This window comes from Psychroflexus sp. ALD_RP9, from assembly GCF_017311165.1.
Lineage (GTDB): Bacteria > Bacteroidota > Bacteroidia > Flavobacteriales > Flavobacteriaceae > Psychroflexus.
Genome location: NZ_CP062973.1, coordinates 1,367,358 through 1,385,022 on the forward strand (window position 1 = coordinate 1,367,358; position 17,665 = coordinate 1,385,022).

The 17,665-nt window shown below is 34.3% G+C and carries 20 protein-coding genes, 1 tRNA gene and 1 pseudogene; 16 read left to right on the forward strand and 6 right to left on the reverse strand.

The features are described 5' to 3' along the window. Positions 1-50 precede the first annotated feature (50 nt). Positions 51-1,178: a DNA polymerase IV gene (gene dinB, locus IMZ30_RS06420; protein ID WP_207037508.1), complete on the forward strand. Its 1,128-nt coding sequence runs from the start codon at positions 51-53 to the stop codon at positions 1,176-1,178. A 70-nt stretch (positions 1,179-1,248) separates the two neighbouring features. Here dinB and ahcY read toward each other — a convergent pair whose 3' ends face one another. Beyond that, positions 1,249-2,565: an adenosylhomocysteinase gene (gene ahcY / locus IMZ30_RS06425; protein WP_207037509.1), complete on the reverse strand. Its 1,317-nt coding sequence runs from the start codon at positions 2,563-2,565 to the stop codon at positions 1,249-1,251. A gap of 56 nt (positions 2,566-2,621) precedes the next feature. Between ahcY and IMZ30_RS06430 the strand changes: the two genes are divergently transcribed. The 7 genes and pseudogenes from IMZ30_RS06430 to arfB all read left to right on the forward strand — a co-directional run bounded on the left by IMZ30_RS06430 (position 2,622) and on the right by arfB (position 7,300). After that, the gene (locus IMZ30_RS06430; protein WP_207039690.1) at positions 2,622-3,248 is read left to right on the forward strand and encodes a 4'-phosphopantetheinyl transferase family protein; all 627 of its coding nucleotides are present in this window, start codon (positions 2,622-2,624) and stop codon (positions 3,246-3,248) included. Continuing rightward, complete coding sequence (locus IMZ30_RS06435) at positions 3,245-3,946, forward strand: geranylgeranylglyceryl/heptaprenylglyceryl phosphate synthase (RefSeq protein WP_207037510.1); 702 nt, start codon at positions 3,245-3,247, stop codon at positions 3,944-3,946. The genes IMZ30_RS06430 and IMZ30_RS06435 overlap by 4 nt, the downstream gene beginning before the upstream one ends. A gap of 18 nt (positions 3,947-3,964) precedes the next feature. After that, a pseudogene (locus tag IMZ30_RS06440) lies at positions 3,965-4,226 on the forward strand (thiamine-binding protein). Then, the gene (pnuC, locus tag IMZ30_RS06445; protein ID WP_207037512.1) at positions 4,210-4,848 is read left to right on the forward strand and encodes a nicotinamide riboside transporter PnuC; all 639 of its coding nucleotides are present in this window, start codon (positions 4,210-4,212) and stop codon (positions 4,846-4,848) included. Before IMZ30_RS06440 ends, pnuC begins: the two are co-directional and overlap by 17 nt. Beyond that, the gene (locus IMZ30_RS06450; protein ID WP_207037513.1) at positions 4,803-5,360 is read left to right on the forward strand and encodes an AAA family ATPase; all 558 of its coding nucleotides are present in this window, start codon (positions 4,803-4,805) and stop codon (positions 5,358-5,360) included. Before pnuC ends, IMZ30_RS06450 begins: the two co-directional genes overlap by 46 nt. Positions 5,361-5,370: 10 nt before the next feature. Then, complete coding sequence (locus tag IMZ30_RS06455) at positions 5,371-6,900, forward strand: DUF4301 family protein (protein WP_207037514.1); 1,530 nt, start codon at positions 5,371-5,373, stop codon at positions 6,898-6,900. Beyond that, the gene (arfB, locus tag IMZ30_RS06460; protein ID WP_207037515.1) at positions 6,893-7,300 is read left to right on the forward strand and encodes an alternative ribosome rescue aminoacyl-tRNA hydrolase ArfB; all 408 of its coding nucleotides are present in this window, start codon (positions 6,893-6,895) and stop codon (positions 7,298-7,300) included. The genes IMZ30_RS06455 and arfB overlap by 8 nt, the downstream gene beginning before the upstream one ends. Before the next feature lie 55 nt (positions 7,301-7,355). On the opposite strand, the gene IMZ30_RS06465 is transcribed toward arfB, so the two are convergent. The 4 genes from IMZ30_RS06465 to IMZ30_RS06480 all read right to left on the reverse strand — a co-directional run bounded on the left by IMZ30_RS06465 (position 7,356) and on the right by IMZ30_RS06480 (position 10,646). Further along, a complete protein-coding gene (locus IMZ30_RS06465; protein ID WP_207037516.1) occupies positions 7,356-7,481 on the reverse strand; it encodes a FeoB-associated Cys-rich membrane protein in 126 nt (41 codons plus the stop codon). Between the two features lie 7 nt (positions 7,482-7,488). Then, positions 7,489-9,594 carry a ferrous iron transport protein B gene (gene feoB / locus IMZ30_RS06470; protein WP_207037517.1) on the reverse strand — a complete coding sequence of 702 codons (2,106 nt, stop codon included), beginning with the start codon at positions 9,592-9,594 and terminating at the stop codon, positions 7,489-7,491. 2 nt (positions 9,595-9,596) lie between these two features. Further along, a complete protein-coding gene (locus tag IMZ30_RS06475) occupies positions 9,597-9,824 on the reverse strand; it encodes a ferrous iron transport protein A (protein ID WP_207037518.1) in 228 nt (75 codons plus the stop codon). Between the two features lie 141 nt (positions 9,825-9,965). Further along, complete coding sequence (locus IMZ30_RS06480; RefSeq protein WP_207037519.1) at positions 9,966-10,646, reverse strand: SCO family protein; 681 nt, start codon at positions 10,644-10,646, stop codon at positions 9,966-9,968. A gap of 226 nt (positions 10,647-10,872) precedes the next feature. Here IMZ30_RS06480 and rseP point away from each other — a divergent pair, with 226 nt between their 5' ends. From rseP to IMZ30_RS06500, 4 genes are all read left to right on the forward strand, one after another. Then, on the forward strand, positions 10,873-12,189 hold the full coding sequence (gene rseP / locus IMZ30_RS06485) for an RIP metalloprotease RseP (RefSeq protein WP_207037520.1): 1,317 nt from the start codon (positions 10,873-10,875) through the stop codon (positions 12,187-12,189). 86 nt (positions 12,190-12,275) lie between these two features. Then, a tRNA-Asn gene (locus IMZ30_RS06490) sits at positions 12,276-12,349 on the forward strand. A 94-nt stretch (positions 12,350-12,443) separates the two neighbouring features. After that, complete coding sequence (locus IMZ30_RS06495; RefSeq protein WP_207037521.1) at positions 12,444-12,968, forward strand: hypothetical protein; 525 nt, start codon at positions 12,444-12,446, stop codon at positions 12,966-12,968. 108 nt (positions 12,969-13,076) lie between these two features. After that, positions 13,077-13,352, forward strand: a complete 276-nt coding sequence (locus IMZ30_RS06500; protein ID WP_242529639.1) for a hypothetical protein — start codon at positions 13,077-13,079, stop codon at positions 13,350-13,352. Between the two features lie 25 nt (positions 13,353-13,377). On the opposite strand, the gene IMZ30_RS06505 is transcribed toward IMZ30_RS06500, so the two are convergent. Then, positions 13,378-13,980: an MCP four helix bundle domain-containing protein gene (locus IMZ30_RS06505; protein ID WP_207037522.1), complete on the reverse strand. Its 603-nt coding sequence runs from the start codon at positions 13,978-13,980 to the stop codon at positions 13,378-13,380. Positions 13,981-14,423: 443 nt separating this feature from the next. Here IMZ30_RS06505 and IMZ30_RS06510 point away from each other — a divergent pair, with 443 nt between their 5' ends. The 4 genes from IMZ30_RS06510 to IMZ30_RS06525 all read left to right on the forward strand — a co-directional run bounded on the left by IMZ30_RS06510 (position 14,424) and on the right by IMZ30_RS06525 (position 17,665). Next, a complete protein-coding gene (locus tag IMZ30_RS06510) occupies positions 14,424-14,864 on the forward strand; it encodes an ABA4-like family protein (RefSeq protein WP_207037523.1) in 441 nt (146 codons plus the stop codon). 15 nt (positions 14,865-14,879) lie between these two features. Then, positions 14,880-15,590 carry a hypothetical protein gene (locus IMZ30_RS06515; RefSeq protein ID WP_207037524.1) on the forward strand — a complete coding sequence of 237 codons (711 nt, stop codon included), beginning with the start codon at positions 14,880-14,882 and terminating at the stop codon, positions 15,588-15,590. Positions 15,591-15,759: 169 nt separating this feature from the next. Then, a complete protein-coding gene (locus IMZ30_RS06520; protein WP_207037525.1) occupies positions 15,760-16,800 on the forward strand; it encodes an HNH endonuclease domain-containing protein in 1,041 nt (346 codons plus the stop codon). Between the two features lie 4 nt (positions 16,801-16,804). Next, positions 16,805-17,665, forward strand: a complete 861-nt coding sequence (locus IMZ30_RS06525; RefSeq protein ID WP_207037526.1) for an HIT family protein — start codon at positions 16,805-16,807, stop codon at positions 17,663-17,665.

The window sequence follows — 17,665 nt, forward strand, 5'->3', positions numbered from 1 at the left end:
TGCAACGTAAAGCTGGATTAAGGCACAACAAATCAACTTATATTTGTAGTATGGTAGTAGACGATTTTAAGGCGTATATTAGAAAAATTATTCATGTTGATATGGATGCGTTTTATGCATCGGTAGAGCAGTTAGACGACCCAAATTTGCGCTATTTGCCTATTGCTGTTGGTGGTAGTTCAAAGCGCGGCGTGGTTGCTGCGGCAAGTTACGAAGCTAGAAAATATGGCGTTAAAAGTGCTATGAGTGGTAGGCTTGCGGCAAAATTATGTCCAGATTTGGTTTTTGTAAAGCCACGATTTGAACGCTACCAAGAGATCTCTAAACGCATACGGGATATTTTTTTTGAATATACACCTTTGGTCGAGCCATTGTCTCTAGATGAAGCCTATTTAGATGTGACTGTTAACCGTAAAAAAGCACCAAGTGCAACCTTATTAGCCAAAGAAATTCGGCAAAAAATAAAAGAAAAAACAGGTTTAAATGCTTCGGCAGGCATTTCGATTAACAAGTTTTTGGCCAAAATTGCGAGTGATATCAATAAACCTAATGGTCAAAAAACAATTGCTCCAGATGAGGTTTTAGGGTTTTTAGAAACACTTGATGTAAGAAAGTTTTATGGCGTTGGTAAAGTGACTAAAGATAAAATGTATCAACTTGGTATTTTTACTGGTGCTGATTTAAAATCTAAGTCTTTAGATGAATTACAACAGCATTTTGGAAAAAGTGGTGCTTTTTATTATCAGGTGGTTCGAGGGATTCATTTAAGCGAAGTTAAAACCGAACGCCAACGAAAATCGGTTGGTGCTGAGCGCACTTTTAATGAAAATATTTCTTCTGAAATCTATATGATTTCTCGACTTGAAGCAATTGCTGAAGAGTTAGAAAAGCGACTAAAAAAGCATGGTTTAGCGGGGAAAACGATTACACTAAAAATTAAATATAGCGACTTTTCGGTTCAAACGCGAAGTAAAACTTTAGGCTTGTTTATAGCTTCAAAAGAACTAATATTAGAAGAATCTAAAGATTTGCTGTATCAGGAACGCTTAAAAAACTCAGTGCGTTTGTTGGGCATTAGTTTGCATAAGCTTAATAGCGAGCAAAATTCAAGTGAATTAACAGCCAAAGAAGCGGCGGCAGCTTCAAGACAACACGAACAGTTAAGATTGCCGTTTTAAGGTTAATTAAAAAGCCTACATCAAGAGATACAGGCTTTTTTTAAGTTTTAATAACTTTAGGTTGATGGTTTTAATATCTGTAATATTCAGGCTTAAATGGTCCTTCAACTGTTACGCCAATATATTCGGCTTGGTCTTGTTTTAATTCTGTTAATTCGGCACCGATGCGTTCTAAGTGAAGTTTAGCAACTTTTTCGTCAAGATGTTTCGGTAACATATAAACTTCATTTTTATAGCGATCTGTGTTTTGCCATAGCTCTAATTGCGCTAGCGTTTGGTTTGTAAATGAGTTACTCATTACAAAACTTGGGTGACCTGTAGCACAGCCTAAGTTAACTAGTCGGCCTTCAGCAAGTAAAATAATATCTTTGCCGTTAACAGTATACTTATCAACTTGTGGTTTAATTTCAACATGTGTACTACCGTGATTTTGCTTCAGCCAAGCGACATCAATTTCATTATCAAAGTGGCCGATGTTGCAAACAATGGTTTTGTCTTTCATAGCTTCAAAATGTTCTCCACGCACAATATCGCGATTTCCAGTAGTTGTAATGACTATATCAGCATTGCCAACAACGGTTTCAAGCTGTTTAACTTCAAAACCATCCATGGCGGCTTGTAAAGCACAAATTGGGTCAATTTCAGTAATTGTAACTATAGAGCCAGCACCTTTAAATGAAGCGGCTGTACCTTTACCTACATCGCCATAACCACAAACAACAACGCGTTTTCCAGCAAGCATTACATCAGTGGCACGTCTAATTGCGTCAACAGCGCTTTCACGGCAGCCATATTTGTTATCAAATTTAGATTTGGTTACACTGTCATTAACATTGATAGCTGGCATTGGTAAAGTGCCGTTTTTCATACGCTCATATAAGCGATGAACGCCTGTAGTGGTTTCTTCAGATAGGCCTTTAATGTTATCGGCGAGTTCAGGATAGTCATCAAGTACCATATTGGTTAAATCGCCACCATCATCTAAAATCATATTTAGTGGTTGTCGGTCTTCGCCAAAAAATAAAGTTTGCTCAATGCACCAGTTAAACTCTTCTTCTGTCATACCTTTCCATGCATAAACTGAAACACCAGCAGCAGCAATAGCAGCAGCAGCATGGTCTTGTGTAGAGAATATGTTACAAGAACTCCAAGTCACTTCAGCACCAAGCGCAACTAAAGTTTCAATTAAAACCGCTGTTTGTATGGTCATGTGTAAGCAGCCAGCAATTCGAGCGCCTTTTAAAGGTTGCGCATCGCCATATTCTTCACGTAAAGCCATAAGACCAGGCATTTCGGCTTCTGCAAGCTCTATTTCGCGTCTTCCCCATTCGGCTAAGCTAATATCTTTAACTTTGTAAGGTGTATAAGTTGGAGTTTCTGTACTCATAAGTAATAATTTATCTATTTTTGAATTGCAAAACTAAGCAATACGAGCAGAATTTTATGCCGATTTACAAAACAATAACAATAGATCAATACACTAAAGCACTGATTTGGAAGATTGAAGAACCCATTGAAGTCCTAGAAGAATCAATTGAGCTTAGTGAATATTGCGCAGAACGCTACCAGAATATGTCTTCTGAAATTCATCGAAAAGGCTTTATGAGTGTGCGTCAACTACTGAAGTTACTTGGGTATACTGATTTCGATTTAACTTATGATGCTAAAGGTAAACCGCACTTAAATGATGGTACAGAGATTTCAATTAGTCACTCTTTTCAATTTTCAGCAGTGATCGTTTCTAACCGAAAAGTCGGTATTGATATTGAAAAACAACGGGATAAAATTAAGCGGATTGCTCCTAAATTTACACCAATAGAAGAATATCAATCGCTTGGAGAAACCGATTTAATAAGAAAATTAACTATGGTTTGGGGTGCAAAAGAAGCACTTTACAAGCTATATGGTAAAAAAGGTTTACGGTTTTTAGAAGATATTTTTGTTCGTGATTTCGACTTTCAAAATTTTACCACAACAGCCGAAGTTTATCAAAATAATTTAACCACAACTTACCGCTTAAATTTTTTAGAATTTGAGTCTTATACTTGTGTTTATGCCTTAGCTCTATGAAGACGCAGACCCAACAATTACTTAAACAACTGCAGTTGGTTGGTCAACAATTAGCAATTTTAATAGACCCTGACAAGTTTAAATCACATCAAAGTGCGGCTATTGTTAAAGCCTTGCCAAGCAAAACTGATTATCTATTTGTTGGTGGGAGCACAGCTACTGCACAACAAACTGAAGCCTGCGTTAAAAGATTAAAACAGCAAACTGATTTACCCATTATTTTGTTTCCAGGGCATTATCAGCAAGTTTGTCGAGCAGCCGATGCCATTTTATTTTTAAGTTTGCTTTCTGGCCATAACCCTGATTATTTAGTGCATCATCAAGTGGCGTCTGTACCACTTTTGCGTGCGTCTAATCTAGAAATTTTACCCACAGCTTATGTATTAATCGACGGTGGTAAGCCTTCAGCTGTAGAGCGCGTTAGCCAGACTTCAGCGATATTACAATCTAATATTGAATTAATTGTTGATACCGCTTTAGCAGCCGAATATATGGGTAAACAACTGATCTATCTTGAAGCAGGAAGTGGCGCTATTTATCCTGTTTCAACCGAAGTTATTTCAGCAGTACATAAAGCTTGCCGTTTACCGATTATTGTTGGTGGTGGCTTAAAAACTCAGCACCAAATAGAGCAAGCTTATCAAGCAGGAGCAAGCTTAGTTGTTGTCGGAACAGCATTTGAGCAACAATTTATTTAAATTTTAAACCTATTACTTATGAATATATCAGTAGAATTAACTTTAACACCTATTCAAGATAATTATGAGCCAGCGATTATTCAACTTATTCAAAATTTACGAAACTCAGGTTTAAAGGTTTTAGAAAATCCGTTGAGTACGCAAGTTTATGGTGATTATGATGAGGTCATGACAGTGCTTAACAAAGAAATAAAAATTGCTATGGAAGCTGTAGATCGTGGCTTATTATACATGAAAATTGTTAAAAGTAATCGTTACCGATTATGAGCCGCATTTTTAATTGGTTGTTTGAACCCTATTTTGGTACACCAAACCACTTAATTGTTTTAGAAGTAATTGGTGTCGTTTTTGGTTTTTTGAGTGTATGGTATTCAAAAAAAGATAACATCTTAGTATTTCCTACGGGTTTAATTAGTACATCGATTTTTGTTTATATTTTGTTTGTATATGGCCTGTTAGGTGATATGATGATTAATGCTTATTATTTCATTATGAGTATTTATGGCTGGTACATATGGACAAGAAAACAAGATAAAAACCACTACATACCTATTAAAAAAGCCACTAAAGAAGAACATTTTAACAGCGTGCTGCTTTTTATGGGTACTATCTGCTTTATTATAATCGTCTATAGCTCGTTTGACAAATGGGATTCCTGGACGGCTTATGTAGACACATTTACAACCGCTTTGTTTTTTGTTGGGATGTGGCTGATGGCCAAAAAACGACTTGAAAATTGGCTGTATTGGATTATAGGTGACTTGATTTCAATACCGCTTTATTTTTACAAAGGCTTAGCCTTAACGGCTCTGCAATATATATTATTTACAATTATCGCAATTTACGGTTATAAAGCATGGCAAAAACAACTGAACACACCCAAAACCAACTTATTAAAATAGTACTTTTTGGGCCCGAATCAACTGGCAAAACCACACTTGCCCAATCGCTTGCAAACCATTACCAAACCAATTGGGTAGAAGAGTTTGCACGTGATTATTTACAGAAAAAATATGATGATTCTGGTCTAATTTGTGAACCGAAAGATATTATGCCAATTGTAGAAGGCCAATTGAAATTAGAAAAAAAGAAGGCTTTAAACGCAAAAAAATTCTTATTTTGCGATACTAACCCTTTGCAAACCTATGTTTATGCAAATGCTTATTATACCAATTATGAAAATAATAGATTTGAAACCATCCTGAACCAGCTTGACTATCAGCTTTATTTCTTAACCAACATCGATACACCTTGGGTTAAAGATGACTTAAGAGATAAGCCAACTGAACGCCATAAAATGCTAAAATTGTTTTCAGATGAATTGAAAGCTAGAAACTTAAATTTTATAATGCTTTCAGGAAATGAAAATCAGCGTTTGCAACAAGCGATAACCTACATTGATAAATTATTCTAACCAAATAATGATGACAAAATTCCTAACAGAAGACCTCAAACAAATTAAAAATCACCACTTAAGTCCAGAAAAAGTTGAAAATGATTTAAAAAAATTTAAAGAAGGCTTTGGTACCTTAAATATTGTAAGACCAGCAACTATAGGCGATGGAATTCTTACTCTAGAAGAAAACCAACTTAAGCATTTTATTGATGTTTATAATAATTCAACTTTAAGCCGTTGTAAATTTGTACCTGCTAGTGGTGCCGCAACACGTATGTTTAAAGATTTACATAATTTAATAAAAGCCTATAATCATGAAAAGAGTTTAATAGAAAATCTTATACTTCAAGATCTTGAGCATTGGCAGCCATTTTTTGAAAATCTTTCACAGCTTCCATTTGCTAAAAGCATTTGTCATTATTTCAATTTCACAGAAGCAGATTTAAATGAGGACCAACATAAAATTGAATTTATAGCTTATGCTCTAGATAAAAAAGGTCTTCATTTATCTCAAACTCCAAAGGCATTAATTCCATTTCATACCTATAAAAATAAGTGTTTAACAGCCTTTGAGGAGCATTTGTACGAAGCAGCGGCTTATGCTAAGCATCAGCAAAAGGCTAAGCTGCATTTTACGATTTCTGAAGCACACCAACCTAAGTTTAACAGCGTTTTAAATGAAATTATCGATAGATTAGAGGCTGAAACTAAGGTTAAATTTGAAGTTGACTTTAGTTATCAATCTAATTCTACCGATACTATTGCTATAAACTTAGACCACAGTCTTTACCGTGATAAAAATGGTAAACTTTTGTTTAGACCAGCCGGACATGGCGCTTTGCTTGAAAATCTTAACCAGTTAACAACAGATTTGATTTTTATTAAAAATATCGATAATGTTTGTTATAATCCTGAGCAAAAAACTCAGCAAACAAACAATGATTATAAAAAGGCACTTGCAGGCATTTGTATTTCTTACAAAACTAAAATTAATCATTTTTGCAAAGCTTTAAATCAACATCCAAGCCAGGAACTTATCAGGGAAGTGAAGCAGTTTTTAAATGACAGCTTTAACCTTGACATTTCAACTGAAGATCCTGATCAGCTTATTTCAGAACTTGATAAACCTATTCGTGTTTGTGGTATGGTTAAAAATGAAGGAGATCCTGGTGGTGGTCCGTTTTGGGTTCAGTTTAAAAATGGAGATGAAAAACTTCAAATTGTTGAAAAATCTCAAATAGACTTTAATTGTAAAAAACAAATTAAACACTTTGAAGCTTCTACACATTTTAATCCTGTCGATATTGTTTGTTCTATTAAAAATGCGCAAGGTGATATTTTCAATCTTCAAAAATTTGTTGATGAAGATCAAGGTTTTATAGCTAATAAATCGGTAGATGGTCATCCGATTAAAGGCTTAGAGTTACCAGGCTTATGGAATGGTGGGATGGCGCATTGGCATACCTTATTTGTAGAAGTACCACAGCAAAGTTTTAATCCAGTAAAAAGTATAGCCGATTTATTAAAACCTCAACATCAAGAATGTGTAGATGTTTAATAAAAAACAGCTGTTAAGCGAAATTGAAATTCAAACTGCTTTAAGTGGCGGACCAGGTGGTCAACATGTGAATAAAACAGAAACTAAAGTTATTATAAGTTGGGATTTTTTAAATTCTCAAGCAGTTAACCAAGACCAAAAAAAGCGACTTTCTAAAGTCTTAAGTTCACATATTAACAATGCCAAACTTATAAAAGTAAGTAGTGCTAAAACCAGATCTCAACATAAAAATAAAGCTGATGCTATTGTTAAACTAGAGCAGCTAGTTGACAAGGCTTTAAAGATTCCAAAAAAGCGAAAAAAAACCAAACCCTCTAAATTAGCTAAATTAAAAAGGCTAAAAGCTAAACAGAAGCAATCTGAAAAGAAAAACTTTCGCCAAAAACCAAAACTACAATAACACTAACGAAATATATAAATTAGCATTACTACTGTTTTAAACGATTGCTATTTAATTATTCGCAGCCACAATTACTCATACCACAAGCTTTAGATGTTTTTTTTGTTGACCAAAAAAACTTTCTAATTAAATAAGCAAGTGCTGCTACAAATGCGATGATGACTAAAATTGTTTGTATCATAATAATTTTAGTTAAGGGTTTGAAAAGCAATTAAAGCGACAACATAAGCTAAAACTGTCATGCCAAATAGTTGGATCATGGCCCATTTCCAAGTACCAGTTTCGCGTCTAACAATAGCTAAAGTACTCATGCACTGCATGGCAAAGGCATAGAATAAAAGTAGGCTAACACCACTTGCAAAGGTAAATAAAGGGCCACCCAAAATAGGATTAACTTCCTGTGCCATTCGGTTTTTAATAGTTTCTTCTTCTTCGCTGCCAACACTATAAATGGTAGCAAGCGTACCTACAAAAACTTCTCTTGCAGCAAATGAACTAATAATTGCAATACCGATTTTCCAATCATAGCCTAATGGTGTTACAGCAGGCTCAATAGCTCTTCCCATAATACCAATGTAGGAATGCTTCAATTTATAAGATGCAATTTTTGTATCGAGCTCTTGGCTGGTGAGCTGCTCACCACTTTGTTGAACTTGAGTTGTAACAATTTCTTCTGCTTGATTAAAATCGTCTCCTGGACCGTAACTTGCTAAGACCCATAATACAATTGAAATAGCCAAAATAATTTTACCTGCGCCAAAGACAAATGATTTTGTTTTTTCAATAACGGTAAACGCTACATTTTTAAACATGGGCAATTTATAATCGGGCATTTCAACCACAAAATAAGTTTTAGAATTCATTTTCAAAAACTTATTGGCCACCCAAGCTGAACCAATGGCCGTTATAAATCCTAACAGATACAAAAGCATTAAAGTGATGCCTTGATAATTAAAAAGCCCAAATAAACGCTCATCAGGAATCACTAAAGCAATGATGATTAAATAGACGGGCAATCGAGCTGAACAGGTTGTAAATGGTACAACTAAAATGGTAATGAGTCGTTCTTTCCAGCTTTCAATATTTCTGGCAGCCATAACAGCAGGAATGGCACAAGCTGTGCCAGAAATAAGAGGCACAACACTTTTACCGCTCAGGCCGAATCGGCGCATGATACGATCCATTAGGAAAACAACCCGACTCATGTAGCCCGTTTCTTCTAAAATACTAATAAAGAGAAATAGAAACGCAATTTGTGGTATAAAAATCACAATGCCACCTATGCCAGGAATAATACCTTCAGCAATTAAATTTGTAAAGGCACCAGTAGGAAGGTTTTGTTTTGTTAGTTCGCTTAATGAGGCAAATAAAGCATCAATAAGGTCCATAGGGTAAGACGACCAATCGTATATCGCTTGAAAAATTAGAAATAATATAGCACCAAAAATTACATATCCCCAAAATTTATGAATCAATAACCGGTCTAAACTAGCACGTAAACCCTTAGCTTGGGTAATATCTTTGGTTAATGTTTCTCGTAAAGTTTCATTAATGAATTTATAACGAGCAATCGTTTCTTTATGTTGTAAGCGCTTAAGCTCTGCATTGCTTTTAGGTTCTAGGCCATCACCTTGAATGCGATTTCGATTAAGGTTACCAAAGTTAACATCTTGGGTAATGACGAGCCACAACTTGTATAAATCTTGTTTAGGGTAGGTTTTTTGAAGCGCTTGAAAATAATCTGGATCTATTTCTGAAGCATTTACACATGGTTGAGTTGGTAATGATTTATAGTTTTCAATGAGTTGTCTTAAACGATCAAAACCTGTGTTTTTTCGAGCGCTTAATAATGCAATTTTAGTTTGTAATTTTGCTTCAAGCGCTTTAACATCTAAACTAATGCCTTTACGCTCCATGCGGTCGGCCATGTTTATCGCTAGAATACAGGGAATACCTAAATCTTTAATTTGAGTGAATAGTAATAAGTTACGTTTTAAGTTTTCAATATCACTAACCACAACAATTACATCAGGAAAATCTTTATCGTTTTTGTTGAGTAATAATTCAATGACAACACTTTCGTCAAGAGAAGTTGCATTTAAGCTGTAAGTACCAGGTAAATCTAAAATATGTGCTTTTAAAACCCGTGATAATTTTGCAGTACCTTCTTTTTTTTCGACTGTTATACCTGGATAATTACCAACTTTTTGATTGAGTCCTGTTAGTTGATTAAAAACAGATGTTTTACCAGTATTAGGATTGCCAACTAAGGCAACATTGATTTGTTTACCCATAACTATAACAAAATTTCAATTTCAATTTGTTGTGCCGTTTCTTGACGTATGGCTAAGTAGGTGTCGTTTACATTTAAATAAAGCGGGTCTTTAAACGGTGTATTTTGTACCAACTGAACCTCATTTCCTGGAAGACAACCCATTTCAAAAAGTTTAAGCGGTATAGCTTTAGACGACATTTGGGTAATTTTGGCTTTTTGCCCTTTCTTTAAATCGGCTATGGTTGGCATTGTTTATTTAGATTTATTTTAAACAAAATTACTAAACATTTAAGTTTTAAGGATGATTAAGATTCAGTTTTTTTGAATTATTAACATCTGAAAGAAGCTCATGAGGTTTATCTGAGTAACTTCAACAGTTATTAAAACCTATTAGTCTTCAGGTTGATATTCAAGCTTTAAAATTGAAATATCTTCGATAAGGTCTTCAATTTCTTCAGGATTTGTTCCATCGTAAAAACCGCGAATACGCTTTTCTTTATCAACTAACACAAAATTTTCGGTATGTACTAAATCATATGGGCCGCCGTCACCTTCGGTTTTTGAAGCTAAATACTGCTTGCGCGCAAGCTGATAAATTTGTTTTTTATCGCCTGTAACTAACTGCCATTTTTCAGGATTAACTCCTTTTTCTTTAGCATATTTTTGCAGTTGCTTGACATCATCAATTTCTGGTGTAACTGAATGTGAAAGCAACATGATTTCGGGGTCGTTAAGATATTCTTTTTGTAAGGTTTGCATACTTTTAGCCATGTCGATACAAATGCTTTGGCAGGTTGTAAAAAAGAAATCGGCCACGTATATTTTATCTTTAAATTTAGCTTGCGAAATACTATCGCCTAGTTGGTTAACAAGTGCAAAATCACCAACTTTATGAAATTTACGAATGTGCTGTACGCTTGTGTCTACTAAATCGGCTGTAACCATATCTGGTTGGTAAACAGGTAATTTAGGTGTGGGCTTGTATAAATTGTAAATAATCGTAACGATAACGGCCGACATTAGCAGCATGACAACTGCAAAAAACTTGTATTTAGCAAAAAACTTAAGCATGAATTAATTTTATACAAAAATAAGGCTTCATTAGCTGCTTTGGCGTGATAAAAGTTACAATTATTTGTTAATCAATCTTTGTAAAATCAGTTTAATAGCTCTTGCTAGGATACCTTTCTTTAGCTCAACCCCATACGGGAATGATAAACATTTAATAAATAATTAATTCGGCATTTTAATTAGTGCGCTAAAACCTTACTTTTGCAATTTAAATTTTAAAATAATCATGGATCCATTTTATATAAAAGCTATTCAACTTCTTTTAAGTTTATCACTCTTAATCGTTTTACACGAATTAGGGCATTTTATTCCTGCCAAGTTATTTAAAACACGTGTGGAGAAGTTCTACTTGTTTTTTGATTTAAAATTTTCACTCTTTAAGAAAAAAATAGGCGAAACTGTTTATGGCATCGGCTGGTTGCCGCTTGGAGGTTACGTGAAAATTTCAGGAATGATAGATGAAAGTATGGATAAAGAGCAAATGGCAAAACCACCGCAACCTTGGGAGTTTAGAAGTAAGCCAGCTTGGCAACGACTCATTATTATGTTAGGTGGTGTAACCGTTAATATTATTCTGGGTTTTGTGATTTACATGATGATTCTTCTAGTTTTTGGAAGAGATTATGTCAAGCCAGAAAGTTTATCGAATGGATTTACCGTTGCTGAACCTTTAAAAGCGTATGGTTTTCAAGACGGTGATAACTTTTTAAGTGTAGATGGTAAAGCTTTAGAAAACCCGATGAATATCAACGAAGTCTTTATGCTTAGAGATTTCGAAAAGGTTGAAGTACAACATACCAATGGCTCTATTGAAGTTTTAGAAGTGCCAGAAGATATAGGTGTAGAACTTTTTAAAGCAGGTTACCAAATACCATTTACACCAGTTTTTGAGGCTAAATTAGATAGCATTGTACCAGAAAGTCCAGCCGGATTAGCTGGTTTGCAGCCTGGTGATCAGGTTATTGGTGTTAATGGTGAACCTGTACAATTTTGGCACGAGTTAACAACTGTTGTTAAAAACAGTGTCGATGAAGATGTACTAATTAAATACCAGCGCAACAATGCTATTGATAGCGTTAAAATTAGAGTTCCTGAAGAAGCTGTGATCGGGATTTATGTAGATGCTAGTTTAGAGCGTGGTCATCGTGATTATAGCTTTACTGAAAGTTTAGTTGGTGGCTTTTCATTTGGAGTACGTCAACTCACAAATTATGCCGCACAGTTCAAATATATTTTTACTGAAAAAGGCGCTTCACAAGTTGGTGGTTTTGGTGCAATCGGTGGTTTATTTCCAGATACTTGGGATTGGGTTTCGTTTTGGGAAACAACCGCTTTTATTTCTATTATCTTAGCTTTTATGAATATTTTACCCATACCAGCTTTAGATGGTGGCCATGTAATGTTTTTACTATACGAAATGGTTTCAGGTCGAAAACCTAATGAAAAGGTAATGGAGTATGCCCAAATGGTAGGGTTTTTTGTTTTAATTGCCTTAGTTTTATATGCTAATGGTAATGATGTTTATCGCTACTTTTTTGAATAAAAAATTTTAAAAAAATGTTTTGCAAAACTAAAAAAGGGTTTATATTTGCACTCGCAAAACAGAAAAAACGTTCTTAACATATAAATTCCTCCTTAGCTCAGTTGGTTAGAGCATCTGACTGTTAATCAGAGGGTCCAAAGTTCGAGTCTTTGAGGAGGAGCAAACAAAGCCTGATACGAAAGTATCGGGCTTTTTTGTTTTATATAAATAGCATTTATTTATATTTAAATTTTATAATTGAAGACGCATTTGTAATGCCATTTAAAGATCAACAACCAAGAAAACGAATAGAATACCGTGGTGAAAATATACGTGTTTCTAGAACTAGTGGTGTATCTGCCACTAAAACGATTTCTAAAGACGGTTATGGGGCTACCATAAATACCAATCATGGCCTAAGATTTCATAAACGTTTATTTAAAGGTGCTAGGATAGGTTTACAAAATGGTAACTTTCAATTTATTGGGAGATATAAAAGTGGGCCATTTAATTTTAATGTGTCTAAATCAGGCGTTAGTACCTCGATAAAAAACAAAAGAGGTTCCTACAATCTACTTAAACCAAACTATTCTAGTTTTAAAATGGGTGGCGTTCAAGTTAGAGGTAAAAATGCCGCTACTTTACAGCTTATATTTATGTTTTTTCAGCTGGCATTGGGTTTAATACAGCTTATTTGGCATATAACCATCAACTTGTTGTGGTTAAGTTTTTTAGGGATTAAATGGCTGTTTGATTTTAGTGTAGGGTTTTATAAAGGGTTTAACTCAAAAGCTAATTAACTTTTAAGGTTTGACTTATGTTTGATGAGTCAAGTTTGATTTTTTAACGATATAGCAGATTAACTAGGCGTAGTAAGGTTAAAAATATTTACTTATATTTAATGTGATATGAAAACAACACCAAACATAAATTCTTTCTTTCCTTTATTGGCTCTAAGTCTTCTGCTTATTCCCTTTGTGGCCATGCAACTAACACCAGAAGTCAATTGGTCTATTTTAGATTTTATAGTTATGGGCGCTTTACTATTAAGCTTTAGTTATGGTGTATTTTTTATTATACAATTTGCAAAGCGCAAGTGGTTGAAGTATGGCTTAATATTTTTGTTATTTGTTATGCTACTTCTAGTTTGGGTAGAATTAGCAGTGGGATTATTTAGTGTATAATTTGGGTGTTTTATATAAAGCAGTATTAGTTGGTTGTCTTGGTTTTTTTAGGTCTATAGAATAAGGTCACCAAAAGTAATAAGGCTAAAAATATTAAAATATAAACTTCCATCTTAGTATATAAATCAACTGAAGCGATGGCTTTTTTACCGATAAATAATTGTCGGCGGCCTTCTTCTAACTGAATTTTAGATAAACTGTGTAAGTTAGTTTCGAGTGTATTAATTTTTATTTGTAAATCTTTGTAAGATTTAGGTGCTTGACCTAACTTGTTTTCTAAGCGGTAAAGTTGTTCTAAATTCTGCTCTAAATCATTAAGTGTAGTTGCTTCAACAGGAACGAGCTTTGTGGTCTTAAATTTTTCAAGTAGCTGATTTATTTCTGTATTAATTTCTTTATTTCTTTGGTTATAAAAAGCATCGTTTTGTTCTAAAATCGCGAGTTCTTTTTCTTGAAGTAACAAGTTAATTTCAAAAATAATATCGTTGACTACTAAACGATCTTGATAGATGCTGTTGATGCTTTCTTGTAGCTTTTCAAAATTATGGCGGTCTACAAAATTAGTGGCAATAATTACTAACATCATAAACAGAAGTGCGCCAGCCCATTTTAGTTTTGTTAATTTCATACAATCACTCTTAATTTAATTGAAATATACTAAAAAATGTAGATTTAAACTTGGCTTTTTTTGACTTTAATAACGCAGGCTGATTTTTTAGTTATTTGTTGTGCTGTTAAGCTGTTTTATTTTTAACATACTTTCAGATATTTAGGACGGTAATAAGCTTTGCTTGGTGTTGTTTTAATCGGTATTTCGGTTAAGGCTAAACCCTTAGTTAACCCTAAGTATCCCCCAAGTATCCCCCAAGTATCCCCTAAGTATCTCCCTAGTATCTCTTTAGTGAGCTGCTTCAACTGATGTCTAAATTAAAGTGAAATTTTAGTTCGTTTGCTGTTCTTTTAGTCGTATTTAATTCACCTTGTAGATTTTGCCTCATAGTTTCCATAGGCTTTAAATAGAGCCATTGGGTTTTACTTGTTTTTATTGTAACTTCAACCAAAAAAATAATCATGACAGCAGCTTTTGTTTTTCAGTTGGTTAATGCCTTAGTTTTGCCCGCTTGGTTAAGTTTAGTGTTTTTTCCGAAAAAGAAATGGCGACAATTGGTGGTTTATACGATTGCTTTGCTCATGGCTTTGGTTTATGCGGTTTATGTGGTATCAGGTTTAGGGCAATTTAATCCTGAAGCCTTTTCTACTTTAGCAGGGATTAAGGCTTTATTTGCGACTGATCAAGCGGTGTTAGCTGGCTGGATTCATTATTTAGTTTTTGATTTATTAGTAGGTAATTGGCTATTACAACAATCGCAAAAACACGGTATTTCGCATGCTTTCATGGTACCATGTTTATTGCTATGCTTTATGTTTGGTCCTGTGGGTTTTATAGCTTACAGCTTGGTGCGTTTAGCTTATAAAATTACTTCAAAGCCTTCAACCGAAGCTCAACAATAACTAAACTACATCAATATGCTTCACACTTTTTTTAGTCGTTTATTAAAGGTCTTAGCCGCTATCTTGGGCTTATTGCTTATTGGCTTTGTGGTGTTAAAATTAGTTTATAATTCGCCTGTACCTTCTGGAGAAAGCGGTCCAGCTGCCGACGACTTGGCACAGCAAATGTTAGATGCCATGCATCATGAGGCTTTTTCTGAAGCCAAAGAAATTCATTGGGTGTTTCGCGATACCAATCATTACAAATGGTATTTACAAAAACATCAGGTGTTGGTATCTTGGGAAGATTATCAGGTTTTACTACAAACCAAAACACCTGAGCAAAGTAGCGCATATCACCAAGAAGTTGTATTAACGGGTAAAGCGAAAGACAAAGCGATTGCTTACGCTGTAAAAAATTTTAATAACGACAGTTTTTGGTTGGTTGCGCCATATAAAGTTTTTGATCCTGGCACTAAGCGGGAGTTGGTTAAAGAGGCTGGCCAACAACAACTTTTAGTGACTTATACTTCTGGAGGAAGCACACCTGGCGACAGCTACCTTTGGCAATTAAATGATCAAAACCTACCTATTGCAATGAAGATGTGGGTGAGTATTATTCCCTTTGATGGTTTAGAAGCCCAATGGCTTAACTGGCAAATGACCAGTGGTGGTTTTCTTTTGCCTGAGCAACGACAAATCATGGGCGTTAACATTCCTGTGAGCAAGGTAAAGGTTGTGCCTTAAAGCTTTATGGTTTTACTAACCGTAAAATTAAAGGCAACATCAGTTAAGGATAACCACCTCAGGACTTACTGATAGGCCTAAATATTGCCCAACTGAACGAGAAGTTCTAAAAAAATTTGATGGTTAAAATTATATTCGTTAGTTTTAAATTAAACTTACAAACCAATTCATGAGCCAACTTCCCTTTTCACCTCATATTAATAATAATGCTTTAGCCAGCATTTTTAATAATACTTCTGCCACCTATAAATTTTATTGGTTTTTAGGAATTATTGAAGAAGTTGAACAAGGAAGACGTGAAATTGAGAAAAAAAGAATTTTTTCGAGAATGATAGCAAATGCCTGGTATCCTATTAACTATTTTAAGATATCGTTTGGCACTCAAGATAAAATTGCTGAAATCATAGAATATCTTGTTACAACCACTAATCTTGTAGAGAATGAAGACAAATCAAAAATATATAATTTCCTGACTGAATCACTTGATAAGGAAGTCATTAAATATTTATTTCATCTGGATAAAAACGTACCACATTGGTTTTTGAGTCCATGGTTTAAAGGGCATAAAAAAACTGAAATTTATAGACAATCCTTAGCGAGTAATGATTATGCTATGTATAGGCTTGAAAAAAATACAATTACTGTTAATGAAAATTGGTTAACCTATATTTTATCAAATGCAAAAATATTAAAAGAGTATACACTATGGAATCTAGCACTATTTGTACAAAGTAAAAACCCATTAATACCAGATGTTGTAAATAAATTAATTAAACCAGCAAAACGAAATTCACTGACGTACCAAAGAAATAATTTTTGGAATATATATCTTAATGAAAAAAGAGATGTTAGGTGTATTTTTACTGGTGAGCAACTCGATGAATCAAATTATGAGTTAGATCATTTTGTGCCATACTCATGGGTGTCACACGACTTGATTTGGAACTTAGTTCCTGTTTTATCAGGGTTTAATAGTTCTAAAAATAATAAACTTCCTATTCTTGAAAAGCATTTTAATAGCTTTTACAATATTCAAAAAGATGCCTTAAATTTAATTGATAAGAGATTGAAAAAAAGATTTCGAGATGAATATATTACTATATTTAAATCTTATCAAACACCTGAAGATTTTAAATACCAAAAATTAATGGATACTCTAGAGCCACAAATTTCGGCTGCAAGCAATAATGGCTTCGAGTTTCTAGAATAAAATCATGGCCAACCAAAAGACTAACTCACATTTCACCGCTAAAGAAAGAGAAAAAATATCTTTCCCTACACGTATTTTGCTTAATGAAAATTTAATTGATGGCAAAACATTAGACTTTGGCTGTGGGCACGGAAAAGATGTTGAAGAGTTAAAAGCAAAAGGTTTTGAAATTGAAGGTTATGATCCGTATTACCAGCCTGATTATCCAAATCAAAAATTTGATACGATTTTATGCCATTACGTATTGAATGTTTTACAAAACCAAGACCAAGCAAAAGTTTTATATGAAGTTTCTAACTTACTAAAATTTGGAGGGAAAGCCTATTTTAGTGTACGTCGAGACATCAATAACCCTGGTTTTAGAACTCATTTTGTACATAAAGTAAAAACGTTTCAAACCAATGTCATTCTTCCGTTTAAAACAGTTTTCATTAATGAAAATGTAGAAATTTACGAATACCAACACTATTGTTTTCTAAACCAAAATCAACCAGAAGTCAGTCCGTTTTTTGAAAAACTAGAACCCAAAGAGCAAGTGGGCGAATTAGCGAGTTGCTTTGCTTTTCGGGATAAGTTTCCAGTTACAAAAGGGCACACTTTAGTGATTCCCAAGCGACAAGTTGCTAATTACTTCGATTTAAATTTTAAAGAACAATCGGCCTGTTGGTTTTTAGTCAACTTAATTAAAGCCGACTTGCAAAAACAGTTCAGTCCTGATGGTTTTAACATCGGCATCAACATCAACGAAGCCGCTGGACAAACTATTTTTCATTGCCACATCCACATTATTCCCAGATATAATAACGATGTTGAAAATCCGCGTGGAGGCGTTCGTGGGGTTATTGATGGAAAGAAGGAGTATTGA